The sequence below is a fragment of the Olleya sp. UBA1516 genome (assembly GCF_002323495.1).
Classification (GTDB): domain Bacteria; phylum Bacteroidota; class Bacteroidia; order Flavobacteriales; family Flavobacteriaceae; genus Olleya.
On the sequence record NZ_DCQO01000015.1, the window covers coordinates 1 to 13,232 of the forward strand.

The 13,232-nt window shown below is 31.9% G+C and carries 15 protein-coding genes; 10 read left to right on the forward strand and 5 right to left on the reverse strand.

Going from position 1 to position 13,232, the window contains the following annotated elements; genetic code table 11:
• Positions 1-50 precede the first annotated feature (50 nt).
• The gene (locus B2989_RS08910) at positions 51-2,204 is read right to left on the reverse strand and encodes a TonB-dependent receptor (RefSeq protein WP_292947511.1); all 2,154 of its coding nucleotides are present in this window, start codon (positions 2,202-2,204) and stop codon (positions 51-53) included.
• A 268-nt stretch (positions 2,205-2,472) separates the two neighbouring features.
• Between B2989_RS08910 and B2989_RS08915 the strand changes: the two genes are divergently transcribed.
• Genes B2989_RS08915 through B2989_RS08925 form a run of 3 tightly spaced genes read left to right on the forward strand, consistent with a single transcriptional unit; the run spans position 2,473 to position 4,064 of the window.
• The gene (locus tag B2989_RS08915) at positions 2,473-2,967 is read left to right on the forward strand and encodes an RNA polymerase sigma factor (RefSeq protein ID WP_028281693.1); all 495 of its coding nucleotides are present in this window, start codon (positions 2,473-2,475) and stop codon (positions 2,965-2,967) included.
• 3 nt (positions 2,968-2,970) lie between these two features.
• Positions 2,971-3,603: a hypothetical protein gene (locus B2989_RS08920; RefSeq protein ID WP_145002244.1), complete on the forward strand. Its 633-nt coding sequence runs from the start codon at positions 2,971-2,973 to the stop codon at positions 3,601-3,603.
• Positions 3,603-4,064: a hypothetical protein gene (locus B2989_RS08925; RefSeq protein WP_292947516.1), complete on the forward strand. Its 462-nt coding sequence runs from the start codon at positions 3,603-3,605 to the stop codon at positions 4,062-4,064. Before B2989_RS08920 ends, B2989_RS08925 begins: the two co-directional genes overlap by 1 nt.
• An 11-nt stretch (positions 4,065-4,075) precedes the next feature.
• Here B2989_RS08925 and B2989_RS08930 read toward each other — a convergent pair whose 3' ends face one another.
• Together B2989_RS08930 and B2989_RS08935 are read right to left on the reverse strand one after the other, a co-directional pair.
• Positions 4,076-4,879 carry a lysophospholipid acyltransferase family protein gene (locus B2989_RS08930; RefSeq protein WP_145002248.1) on the reverse strand — a complete coding sequence of 268 codons (804 nt, stop codon included), beginning with the start codon at positions 4,877-4,879 and terminating at the stop codon, positions 4,076-4,078.
• Positions 4,880-4,926: 47 nt separating this feature from the next.
• On the reverse strand, positions 4,927-5,568 hold the full coding sequence (locus B2989_RS08935; protein ID WP_292947520.1) for an NUDIX hydrolase: 642 nt from the start codon (positions 5,566-5,568) through the stop codon (positions 4,927-4,929).
• 7 nt (positions 5,569-5,575) lie between these two features.
• Here B2989_RS08935 and B2989_RS08940 point away from each other — a divergent pair, with 7 nt between their 5' ends.
• From B2989_RS08940 to B2989_RS08955, 4 genes are all read left to right on the forward strand, one after another.
• Entirely contained in the window at positions 5,576-6,262 is a 687-nt protein-coding gene (locus B2989_RS08940) for a peptidylprolyl isomerase (protein WP_292947523.1), read from the forward strand.
• Positions 6,263-6,304: 42 nt separating this feature from the next.
• Complete coding sequence (locus B2989_RS08945; protein WP_292947526.1) at positions 6,305-8,461, forward strand: M3 family metallopeptidase; 2,157 nt, start codon at positions 6,305-6,307, stop codon at positions 8,459-8,461.
• Between the two features lie 107 nt (positions 8,462-8,568).
• On the forward strand, positions 8,569-8,934 hold the full coding sequence (locus B2989_RS08950; protein WP_292947529.1) for a DUF2200 domain-containing protein: 366 nt from the start codon (positions 8,569-8,571) through the stop codon (positions 8,932-8,934).
• 107 nt (positions 8,935-9,041) lie between these two features.
• Positions 9,042-9,368: a DMT family transporter gene (locus B2989_RS08955; protein WP_145002257.1), complete on the forward strand. Its 327-nt coding sequence runs from the start codon at positions 9,042-9,044 to the stop codon at positions 9,366-9,368.
• Here the strand turns inward: B2989_RS08955 and B2989_RS08960 are convergent.
• Complete coding sequence (locus B2989_RS08960) at positions 9,365-9,967, reverse strand: trimeric intracellular cation channel family protein (protein WP_145002259.1); 603 nt, start codon at positions 9,965-9,967, stop codon at positions 9,365-9,367. The genes B2989_RS08955 and B2989_RS08960 overlap by 4 nt on opposite strands.
• A 193-nt stretch (positions 9,968-10,160) precedes the next feature.
• Between B2989_RS08960 and B2989_RS08965 the strand changes: the two genes are divergently transcribed.
• From B2989_RS08965 to B2989_RS08975, 3 genes are all read left to right on the forward strand, one after another.
• Complete coding sequence (locus tag B2989_RS08965) at positions 10,161-11,408, forward strand: OmpA family protein (RefSeq protein ID WP_292947535.1); 1,248 nt, start codon at positions 10,161-10,163, stop codon at positions 11,406-11,408.
• A 103-nt stretch (positions 11,409-11,511) separates the two neighbouring features.
• Positions 11,512-11,979, forward strand: a complete 468-nt coding sequence (locus B2989_RS08970) for a DUF2141 domain-containing protein (RefSeq protein ID WP_292947538.1) — start codon at positions 11,512-11,514, stop codon at positions 11,977-11,979.
• A 137-nt stretch (positions 11,980-12,116) separates the two neighbouring features.
• Positions 12,117-12,536, forward strand: a complete 420-nt coding sequence (locus B2989_RS08975) for a BLUF domain-containing protein (RefSeq protein ID WP_292947541.1) — start codon at positions 12,117-12,119, stop codon at positions 12,534-12,536.
• Positions 12,537-12,561: 25 nt separating this feature from the next.
• Here B2989_RS08975 and B2989_RS08980 read toward each other — a convergent pair whose 3' ends face one another.
• Entirely contained in the window at positions 12,562-13,218 is a 657-nt protein-coding gene (locus tag B2989_RS08980) for a class I SAM-dependent methyltransferase (protein WP_292947544.1), read from the reverse strand.
• Positions 13,219-13,232 lie beyond the last annotated feature (14 nt).

Here is a 13,232-nt window from a genome sequence, read left to right on the forward strand (position 1 = left end):
TCTCAATACATTTTTTCTAAAGTCGAAGCTCTGGAACCAACGTGATTTACCTACAAATTATCCAACTGATTATCTGTACCTTTTTCACTTATTGTCCAAAAGAAACCTACAAAGAAAAACTGGTCTGCAGCTGGTCGCAAGGCACGTCTATTAAACTGACCATTTATATTTGGTGTATCTGAATATTGATAACCATTAACATTTGTAAATCCTAAGGCATTATTAACTGAAAAATATAGGATTTTTTGAGGACTTAAAAGGTAAGCCCAATTAACACTTAAACTATTATAAGCTTTTGTTTTTTGGTTTAAAAAACCTATCAGATTTGAATCTGTATACGATCTACCTGAAGCAAAATTATAACTAAAACCAACTTGACTTTTCCAACTATCTACCCAATATTTTCCAACTACAGACAGATTATGTGTGTTAGCAAAATTAGGTTGTGCAGCTGTTGGAAAATTTTTATAATCACGCTTAGTATCCAGTAAAGAATAACTTATCCAATAATCAATATTTTTGATACTTTTATTATCTCTAAAAAATAAGTCTAAACCTTTAGCATAACCACTACCAGAGTTATTAAAGTTAGTTTCAAAAGTTGTAAAGTCTGTATCATATTTTACCAAATCACTATACTTTTTATAATAGGTTTCGGCTCTAAATATTTTACCATCTGCATTAAACTGATAATTTAAAATGTAATGTTGCGCTTGTTGTGCTTCTAGGTTTTGATTAAACTTTAAAATAGCACTATTGGGTTGCTGAAAAAAGTTACCATACGCTAATGACAGCTGACTTTTACTGCCTGTTTTATACGCTAAGGACGCTCTTGGAGATAATGTAGCTTTATCAAATAAGGCACTATACTCTGCACGAAAACCTGCTTTTAATGCTAAATTTTTAGAGAAGAAAATATCAGCCTCAGTATAGGCTGCTGATAGGTTATTGTTATAACCATAAGTAACGTTATTAATTATTGGATCGTTATAGTCTTCGCTGAATTGCGTCGCAAACTGTTCGGCTCCAAAATTTAATTTAAACCGATTACTAATGTGGTGTTTAAGTTTGATTTTTGCGTGTACAGAATTTTCAGTTGACTGAATTTTACTATCTAAAATATTAATTTTTCCTTTTGCGTACGTATAACTAAACCCACTGGCTAATGTCCAATTGCTATTTAAAACATGGTTATACGAACCGTTAAAATAAAAATTCTTGTTATTTAAAGTTAATGGTAAACCATCCTCTAGATTTATATCTTCTTGATTTAAACTAAAATCTGAAGTATCAAATGCACCATAAAGTTTAAGTAATCCATTGTCTGTTTTATGTCTAAAAACCGCTTCTCCAGAAAAGGTTTCGAAAGGTTTTTTCCAATCGTTACGATCATCAAACACTTGTAAATAAGGTGATAAATTAATGTAAGACGCATTAACGCTTAGGCTATTTTTACCCCAAATTTGGGTATTTCCTAAACTAGCACCAACACTCATGATACCAATATCTGTTTTTTCTTGATCTGGTTGATTAATAGTATTAAGCTCTAATACACTTGATAAAGCTTGTCCATATTCTGCACTATAACCTCCTGTAGAAAATGTAATTCCGTCAAACAAAAACGGAGAATAACGTCCACGTGTTGGAATATTATTTGTGGTTGGAGCGTATGGTGTAAACACACGAATACCATCGATAAATATTTGTGTCTCTTCTGCGTCTCCACCACGCACAAATAAGCGTCCATCTTCTGACACTGTTGTTGTACCTGGAAGTGTTTGTAATGCGCCAACAAAATCGCCTAATGCACTTGCAGTAGTAACTACATCTAACGGTTTTAATACTGATATTTTACTATTATCTCCTGCAGCAAAGGTACCAGCAGATAGTACTACTGCGTCCAGAGTATTAACATCGTCTTTTAATACAATTTTTAAATCTTGTAATGCTACAACCTCTTTGGTTATAATAAACGTCTCAAAAGACACAAACGAGATGACTAAACTGTGCTGTCCTACATTGCTTGTTGTAAAACTAAAACTACCATCTGCCAATGTGCTGGCTCCATCATAAGTTCCTTTTAGGTAGACATTAGCTCCAAGTATGGGTTGTTTGTTTACATCTGTTACTGTACCAAAAATTGTGGTTTGTGCTTGAGTGATTAAACTGATTAATAGAATTAAAATGGTAATAAAAGGTTTCATAATATTTAGTTCGATTTTTGATTGTTTGATGGTACAAAGATGTTTGGATGACTCTTGATTTAAAATAAAACAATCCCGAAATGTTGATTTTTAAGGATGAGTTGCGTTAGCGGTTGTAGTGGTATCCTTTTTTTTGCTGCCATATATGGCAAAAAAAAGATTTAAACGGAAAACGCGACCCTTGTGGTAACGCCCAAAAAAATAATTTTAAATTTGTGTAACATCTTTATATTTTTAACTACTAATAGTTAAACCAACCAAATAACCATTGAGTAAACCACTAGAACAAAATTTTGTCGAATTGCTGGAGCAGCATCAAAACATTGTGCATAAAGTTTGTAGACTTTATACCAATAATTATGATGCGCACAATGATTTGTTTCAGGAAATAACCATCCAGTTATGGAAGGCTTTCCCGAAATTTAGAGGTGATAGTAAGTTTAGTACTTGGATGTATCGTGTGGGATTAAATACTGCAATTACGCTATATCGCAAGTCTAAACGGACTATTAATACTCAGCAATTTGATACTGTACAGTTTAAAATTAGTGCTGAAGAGTATGATAGTACAGAAGAGGACCAATTAAAATTATTATATAATGCTGTCCACCAATTAAATGATATTGAAAAAGCATTAGTTTTTTTATATCTAGAGGACAAAAATTATAAAGAAATAAGTGAAACAATGGGTATTACTGAAGTTAATGCTAGAGTGAAAATGAACCGAGTGAAAACTAAATTAAAAACCATTTTAAATCCGTAACCTATGGATGAATTAGAATTATTGAAGAAGGATTGGGTTAAAAGCGATGCTAAATTTGAAAAAAAATCTGCCTCGCAAATTTACCCTATGTTGTTAAAAAAGTCGTCTAGTATTGTTAAGACGCTATTTTATATAAGTGTTGCCGAACTAGTTTTTTGGATTGTTATAAATGCGTTACCGTTTGTAATGTCTGATACGTATCGTGCTAAACATGAAGAATTATATAGCAGTAATTTGTTTATAATTTTAAGTGTCCTATCCTACGCTATTATTATACTATTTGTGTATTTATTATATAAATCATACAAATCTATATCTGTAACTGATAATGCTAGACGTTTAATGAAAAGCATTATTAAAACTAGAAAGGTAATTAAGTATTATGTGCTGTACAATCTAATTATGGCGTCTGTATCTATGATATTTGGTTTTTATTATTCTAGCAAACATGATCCCAAATTAGTTGAAAAAATTGAGCATTTTAATAATACGCAATTTATGGTCATGGTTGGTGTGTTTACTTTAGTGACAGTTATTTTTGTTACTATAATCTGGTTGTTTTATAAATTAATCTATGGTATTTTATTAAAACGATTAAATAGAAACTACAACGAGCTTAAAAAAATAGAAGTATAATGCAGACTTTTGATAACTACATTACTTTTTTTAAAGGCTTAAAAACTGAATTATCTACAAAAAAGGAACGTCGTATATACGACAACTTTATTAGAGTATTTAACGATTTAAATCTTCGTGGTTTTAACGATGCAGAATTAATATCAATACATAATGAGCTGGAGCTAATAAACCTACAATCTGATACAAACATTAAGGTTTTATCTAAAAAATCACAACAGTTATTAGCTTATTTAAAACAGAAGTTTAATTTAATTACTATTGGTCATTATGCCAATACTTATATGCCAATAGGTATGTGTCTTGGATTAGTGTTTGGTATGGCTTTAGGACCTTTAAGCTTAACTTTTGGACTACTAATAGGTATGGTAATTGGTATGGCTTTAGGATCCGAAAAGGACAAAAAAGCAAAAGCTGAAGGTCAGGTTATAGATGTAAAAACGTCTGAAAGCTGTATTTAACCTAACGACTATTACCCTAAAAACTCACGTTGCTTATTAAGTTCTTCTTGCGCTAATAATTCTGCTTGAGGAATCACTTTTAAAAACGATGGATGTTGCTCAATAGCATATTCAATTTGCTCTACAATATCTGCAATAGAGTCGTTTTCGTAATCAATTTTTAAGGGTTCTTTGATCTCAAAAGATTGATAAACATTTTTCTTTTTAATACGTAATCCTTTTTTGTCAAAACTACGTCTAAAACCATCAATTACTATAGGTACGACTATTGGCTTATGACGTTTTATAATGTGCGCTGTTCCTTTACGGATTGGTTTAAAAGGTGTGGTTGTCCCTTGTGGGAATGTAACTACCCAACCGTCATCCAATGCTTTTTTAATAGCCGAAATGTCAGACATTTTAACTTGTCTATTAACGTCTTTACCTTCGCTACGCCAAGTACGTTCTATACTAATAGATCCTGTGTATGCAAATATTTTAGGTAATAATCCAGCCTTCATTGTCTCTTTAGCTGCAACGTAATAAAAATTTAATTTTGGATTCCATAAATAACCCACGTTTTTTATGGTGTCTTGCCTATCACTTAATGCTGCATTAAAGACATGAAACATTGCAATTACATCTGCAAAGTACGTTTGGTGATTAGAAATAAATAATACGTTAGTATCTGGTAAGTTTCTTATAATATCAGACCCTTCTATTTGTAACTCATTAAACCCTCTATAACGTCTATGTGTTAAGACACCAAGGATTCTTATCAACCATTTTTTAACAAAAAGTATATGTCCGAAAGGATTTTTTTTAAATAAACCCATAGTTTTATTTTACATTTAGTAAATACAAATATAGAAAAACCTTTACGTTAAAGGGTTGCTTTTAACAAGTCTTTGACTTCGCTAAGCATCATAGCTGTTGCTCCCCAAACCAAATGATTACTCAAATTAAAGGCAGGCACCTCAACCTCAGCACCATAACTAGTCTTAACTTTTTTGGAAGTTAAATTACCATCGCTTAACAAATCCGTTAGATAAACCTCTAACAAATCCTCTACTTCTGTATCTTGTTTAGTAAATATTGGTGTTTGAGAAGCCAATCCAATAAACGGTTGAACATAAAAATTACTTGGCGGAATGTAAACTTGTGTTAGTTTTTTATAGACTGTAACTAATTCTGGATGTACACCAACTTCTTCATGCGTTTCGCGTAATGCTGTTTGCATCAAATCCTTATCGTCTAACTCTACTTTTCCTCCTGGAAAACCAACTTGTCCAGAATGAACGCCTTTATACGTTTTTCTTAAAATTAAAATAAGTTTAGTTTGCGCTTCCAAATCCGGATAAAACAAGGCTAAAACTGCACTTTGTCTGGCATTTTTGATATTATCACCTTGCTGCTTGACTAAATCTTGCCTATAAGGTGGCACCATTTTAAGCTGCGATGCTTCGGCTGGCAATGGTATATTTTTTATTTTTGGTAACGCTATGATAAATTCATTAAAATTCATTTTAAAAATGCGCGTATTATTATTGGTTGGTTTTTGTTTAATCTTTCTTAATTGTGAAGATAAACAATCCAAATCTAAATCGACAACAAACTTATCTAAAACAACTATTGACACTATAAAGAAAGACACCATACCAACGCGTAAATATCCTTACTTGACAGAGGATAACGCAATGGACTTTTTTTTAGAATACGAGACTAATAACAAAGAAAACAAAGTACGGTTGGTAACAACAATGGGTAATATTGATATTTTATTGCATGATATTACAAAGTTTCATCGTGCCAATTTTATTTTTCTAACTAAACAAGGTGCATTTGACAATACACAATTTCATCGTGTAGTTAAAAACTTTATCATTCAAGGTGGTAATACAGACAATGTAAAAGTTGCTGCCAAACGTGGTAAAATTGGTCACTATCTATTACCAACAGATACCAAACGTGGATTTACACATAAAAGAGGTGTAATCTCTATGCCTAGTAGTGATATTGAAAATCCACATAAATTAGCCTCTCCTTACGAGTTTTTTATTACTCAACAAGATGCGTTTCATTTAGATGGTGACTTTACTATTTTTGGAGAAGTCATCAATGGTTTGGATGTTGTTGATAAGATTAATGCAGTAACTGTTGACGAGTCTGATTGGCCACTTACCAATATCTATATTAAAACAGTCAAAATTCTAGAATAGTGACTTACTTTTAAGTATTTTTAAGCTATAATTAACTAAACTATGAAAACAAATGCCATTTACTGCATCCTAACTTGTACTATTATTTTACTTAGTACTAGCTGTAAAAAAGATGCTACAACCAACAACCATTCTAAACCTATGAGTGACAACCTATTGCTTAAAGACTTTACAGGACCTTATGGTGGTGTTCCTGATTTTGACAAAATGAAAGTTGACCAAATCCAACCTGCTGTTTTAGAAGGCATTGAACAAGGTCTAATTGATATTGAGACTATTGCAAATAATACGGAAGCACCAACTTTTAAAAATACTATTGAAGCTATGGAACGTGCAGGTCATAGCCTAGATAATGTATTTACGTATTATGGTATTTTTAGTAGCAATATGAGTAGTCCAGAATTTAGAGATGTGCAAAGTGCTTTAGCTCCTAAATTATCTGATTATACTTCTAAAATTAATCAAAACGAAGCTTTATTTAAACGTGTAAAAGCGGTTTATGATGCCTCACAAACCAATCCGCTTCCTGCAGACCAGCAACGTGTTACAGAATTGGTTTACAAGCGTTTTGAGATGAATGGAGCCGAATTAGACGACGCCAAGAAAAAACGTTATGCTGAAATAAACAAAGAATTATCCACATTATATAACAAATTTGGAGATAACGTTTTACATGACGAAGAAAACTATATCACATATTTAACTAAAGACCAACTTGACGGATTAAGTGATGGTTTTATAAAATCTGCAGCAAAAATAGCAACAGATAATGGTAAGGATGGCATGTATGCTATCACAAATACAAGATCTTCAATGGATCCATTTTTGACTTATAGTACTAAACGTGAATTGCGCGAGCAAGTTTGGACCAACTACTACTCTAGAGGAGATAATGGAGATGCTTATGATAATAAAGCGCTTATCGCAGAAATTTTAAAACTTAGAAGAGAGCGTGTAAAATTATTAGGCTACTCTAATTATGCCGAATGGCGTTTGCAAGATCGTATGGCAAAAACACCAGAAAACGCTATGGCATTAATGGAAGCTGTGTGGCCTGCAGCTATTGCAAGAGTAAAAGAAGAAGTTGCAGATATGCAAGCTGTAGCTGATGCTGCTGGTAAAAATATAGAAATTGCACCTTGGGATTATCGTTTTTACGCTGAAAAAGTACGTCAAAAAAAATACGATTTAGATAGTGACCAGGTCAAACAATACTTACAATTAGACAAATTAACACAAGCCTTATTTTATACAGCTGGACGTTTATTTAATTATAAATTCACTCCAGTAGAAGAGGGAAAAGTACCTGTGTTTCATGAAGACGTTAAAGTTTGGGAAGTTACAGATTTAGATTCTGGAAAACACATTGGACTATGGTATTTAGATCCATTTGCTAGACCAGGAAAACGATCTGGTGCTTGGGCTACAACCTATAGAAGTCATACCACTTTTGATGGTCCTAAAACAGTATTAGCATCTAACAACTCTAACTTTGTAAAAGCTGCTCCTGGCGAAGCGGTTTTAATATCTTGGGATGATGCCGAAACTTTCTTTCATGAATTTGGACACGCATTACACTTCTTTTCATCTAATGTAAAATACCCAACATTAAATGGAGGTGTTAGAGATTATACTGAGTTTCAGAGTCAATTATTAGAACGTTGGTTATCTACAGATGAAGTTATTAATCAGTTTTTAGTGCATTATAAAACAGGAGAACCAATTCCTGAGACACTTGTTGCTAAAATCAAAAAAGCAGCAACATTTAATCAAGGTTTTGCTACTACAGAATATCTAGCATCTGCCTTAATGGATATGAAATTACATTTAGCAGACCAAACAGATATTGATATTGCTAAGTTTGAAACCGAAACTTTAGCGACACTTAATATGCCAAAAGAGTTACCAATGCGTCACAGAACACCACATTTTGGTCATGTGTTTTCTGGCGAAGGGTACGCTACAGCTTATTATGGTTATATGTGGGCAGATGTCCTAACTAGCGATGCTTCGGAAGCATTTAAAGACGCACCTGATGGTTTTTATGACAAAGCTTTAGCAGATAAATTAGTTAAGTACTTATTTGCACCAAGAAATAGTATGGATCCAGCTGAAGCTTATAACTTATTTAGAGGTCGAGGTGCTAAAATTGAAGCTTTAATGCGTGATAGAGGTTTTCCGGTTACAACAAATCAATAATTTATTATAGTTTAATATAATAACCCTATTTATAGTTTCTAAAACTTATTTATAGGGTTATTATTTTTTTAAAGATAGCTATTGAGGCTTTCAAAAATTTTAACAATATGATAGTTACTGCTAAACAAGATGAAAGAATTGCTAAAATGATTTTTGCTTCCATATATCCACATTATGTGACTAAAGTAGAAAAAAAAGGACGTACAATTGAGGAATTACATCAAGTCATCCAGTGGTTGACAGGCTACAATTATAAAACAATTGAAACCTTAATTGATAAAAAAGTGTCATTTAAAACCTTTTTTGAAGAGGCGACACTTAACCCAAATGCTAACCTTATTAAAGGTGTAATTTGTGGTTATCGTATTGAGGACATAACGTTTCCTTTAACACAGCAAGTAAGGTACTTAGATAAATTGGTCGATGAATTGGCAAGAGGTCGTAAAATGGATAAAATTTTAAGACAGAATTGATACTTTTTAACTCTATTGTTATTTACCCTTATTCAATCATCCTTTGATATATTAAATCTGTTTAAATACTTTATTTTTGATTAAAATTAAATAACTCTGCTAAATATATGAATTGGATTATTTTAATCATTGCTGGATTATTTGAAGTAGCTTTTGCTGCCTGTCTTGGTAAAGCAAAAGAGTCTAGTGGTACAATTGCTACCTATTGGTATATTGGTTTTATAATATGTCTAGCTATAAGTATGTTATTACTTTTAAAAGCTACCAAACAACTGCCTATAGGTACAGCCTATGCTGTATGGACAGGTATTGGAGCTATTGGGACAGTCATTTTAGGGATTGTAGTTTTTGATGAGCCTGCAACTTTTTGGAGACTATTTTTTATATCCACTTTAATAATATCTATAGTAGGATTAAAAGTAGTTGCTAATTAGTCTTTATATAAATTAGGTAAACTAATTTTAAACTTTACAGCAATAAGTCTGACGGTTATTACTACTGCTCCAGCAATTACAAAAACAAAGTCTGATGCTATGGGTAATTTAATGACAACAAAATAGGTAGCTCCACCCAAAATACAAGCTGTTGCATACACTTCTTTTCTAAAAATCACAGGAATTTCATTACATAAAATATCTCTAATTACACCTCCAAAACAAGCACTCATTGTACCTAAAAAAATACAAATAATAGGATGTAATCCAGCCGAAATTCCTTTTTCAACTCCAACAACTGTATACAATCCAATACCAATAGTATCAAATAAAAACAAGGATTTACGTAAATAATCAATTTTAGATCTAAAAACAACAGCAAAAATAGTAGATGCTATAACAACGTAAATAAAAGTCATATCCTTCATCCAGCTAACAGGTGTTTCGCCAATTAAAACATCTCTTAAAGTACCTCCTCCAACAGCTGTGACAAATGCGATAATTAAAATACCAAAAGCATCCATACGCTTATTTAGCGCTACCAATACACCTGAAATTGCAAAAGCAATTGTTCCTAAAATATCTATAATGTAAAACATAGTAAATTTAAAAAGCAAAATTAGTTTTTATAAAATAAACCTGAGACCTTAAACTATAATAATTATCAAAATTGGATTTAACAAACGACTTGTACGAGTTAATCTGCCTAAGCTAACCGTTAATCTTATTAGTTTTAATATTATTATTATTTAAACTATATTGGTCATGCTATTAACCAATATTCTAAAAAAAATGAAACGATTAGTTTTACTACTAACTGTTGTCCTGCTACTATCTGTATCTCAAAATTTACAAGCGCAAGATGTGTATTCTCCATGGACAGCTAGTCTGAGCACTAATGCAATTAATAATCCTGTGCTAAAAGCACCCAATAATTTAGGACGTTTTAAAACCTGGAATTGGGAAGCTGCTGGTTTTAAAGGCGCAATTTCTAGACACCTAACAGGTAATTTATCTTTGGAAGGTTCTGTAACATTGACAGGCATCAAGCAAAACTATATTGATGTTGACAAAAAGTTTTCATTAATAGCTTTAGATGGTCTAGCTAAATATAACGTTATAAATAATTTTAATGTAAACCCATATGTTGCTATAGGAGGTGGATTAACTTGGGTTGATACGCTAGGTAAATCACTTACAGCAAATGCTGGTGTTGGATTAAATGTTTGGTTGACTTATAATTTTGGGTTGACAGGTCAATCCATTTATAAACATGCATTGGATGATTATGGTATAAGCCACTTCCAACATTCTGTTGGTATAATTTTTAAATTTGGTGGAACAGATAACGACAACGACGGTATAATTAATAAAGAAGATAATTGTCCTAATGTATTTGGTTTAGCAATGTATAATGGTTGCCCAGATACAGATAAAGATGGTATAATGGATCAAGAAGATAATTGTCCAGATATCGCTGGAACTTTAAATGGTTGTCCAGACGCTGATAACGATGGTGTCGCAGACCCATATGACAAATGTCCAAATTTTGCTGGAGACAAAACTAATAACGGTTGTCCTTTACCTGATACCGATAATGATGGTGTACCAGACAAATTTGACAAATGTCCTTCTGTTAAAGGACTAAACAACAATAATGGTTGTCCTCCTGAAGCTGATATTAATGAAATAAATATAGCATCTAAACCAAAAGCTGTTTTGATTTATTTTGAATTAAGTAAATCTGAAATCACAGCTGAAAGCAAAAAAATATTAGATAATGTTGCCTCTTACATTACAAAATCAAACATTAAAACTTACGAAATATCAGGACACACAGATAATACGTCCTCTGCAGAAACTAATTTAAAACTGTCTTTAGCTAGAGCCAATGCTGTTAGAGATTATTTAGTTGCAAAAGGTATTGATAAAACCAAACTATTAACGCGAGGTTTTGGTGAAGAATTTCCTGTTGATTCTTCTAATACGGAAGAAGGCAGACATAAAAACAGACGTGTAGAAATCATACCAATGATTTAATTCTACAATTGAACTATAAAAAATAACAGTTGAGTACAGTTTTTTAGTCTAATAGTTGTCTTTATTGCAAATTTGAAGTGTTAACCAATTAAAACAACACCTTATGAAGACTTTTAAAACATCTAAAAAACAGTACTTAACTTTTGTAAATAGCTTAGTAGTTTTTATGCTTAGCATTTCATTTTCCTTTGCACAAGTAGATGCTGATGAAACTACAGTTACTGGTCAAACTATCACTGTTGTAGTTAATAAAGTAAAAAACAACTCCGGACAAATAATGTTTGCTTTACATACCAATGATACTTGGATGAAAAGTCAAGGCATACAAAATATAAATAGCTCGATAAAAGATAACACTGTAACGGTAACTTTTAAAAATGTAAAACCTGGTGCATACGCAATAATGGTATTACATGATGAAAATGAAAATAATCGTATGGATTTTGAAAACGGTATGCCTCAGGAAAACTATGGTATGTCTAACAATCCGCTATCTTATGGTCCTCCTAATTTTTCTGAAGCTAAATTTGAAGTAACTAATGAAAATTTAAACTTTGATATACGCTTCTAGGACTATCCAAAAAACAAATTAAAATAAAGCCACTATATCGTGGCTTTTTTAATTTTACATTTTTTTACAACATTATCTTTTTTTTGATTAACTTAGTGATAACCAACACTCTTAATCTCCTACTTAATAATCAATATATGACCTGTCGTCGAATAATTTACTCTAGTCAAGCCACACAGCATTTTAATAAACGTGATTTATTAGATTTATTACATGACGCACGTGCATTTAACACAATAGATAATATTACAGGTGTGCTAATGCATAAGGATGGTTTATTTGTTCAGGTCATAGAAGGAGACCATAATATTATTGACGACCTGTTAAACCGTTTACGTCGAGATATAAGACATAGTAAAATCAAAATAATTGATGATCAAACAGTAAAGACTAGACTTTTTGGTATTTGGAGTATGGGTTGTGCAGATTTTGATGATCCTTCATTAAGTTTAATTCCAGGTATAAGAACAGATTTAAGCGATCCTAAGGTTGTAGAAGATTTAATTAATAGACTTCCACAAGTTGCAGGCATATTATTAGAAAACATTGCTATATAAACCTGACCCTATTTTAAGTAATAATTTATTGTAGTGTATACTTAGTTGTTACAATTTTACCTTTCCCTTCTTTTAAATTTATAGTTAAAAGCACTTCTTGAGATGTAATCTTAAAATTAAAAGGTGCTTTTAAAACATCCAAACCACTCTTCTTTTTAAGTCTAATACCTTGTCCCGAAATTATATCTAGATTGGGTATAAAATCAAATGATGGAATATGCTCCGTAATGATAACATATTTGTAAGCCTGTAGCTTTTTCAAAATGTTTTTGACTTCTTTGTTAGATAAATGTTGTAAAACTTGCCTAATTAAGGCACAATCTGCAGACGGTAATTCGTCTAAAGCAATATCCAAACAACTAAAGGACAAGTTATTTGCTATAAAATTGCTTTGGTTATAATCAATCAAGCTTGGTACAATATCTACAGCAAAATATTTACTAGTATAATTATACAAATTACTTCCTATATTAAAATCGCCACAGCCTAAATCGCAAACACTAATTGGTGTTTTAAATGTTTTTAAAAAAGACACAATAACCTCTATATATGGATTAACCAAATCCGGATTATGCGAACCTTCACCTGAATAAAATTCTGACGCATTACTTCCCCAAAGGTTTAATTTATAAACCTGTTCCATAGCTGCTTTGGTTGGCCAAGGTGTTTTTGGAGTCTTCATTGTCTTAACTATTA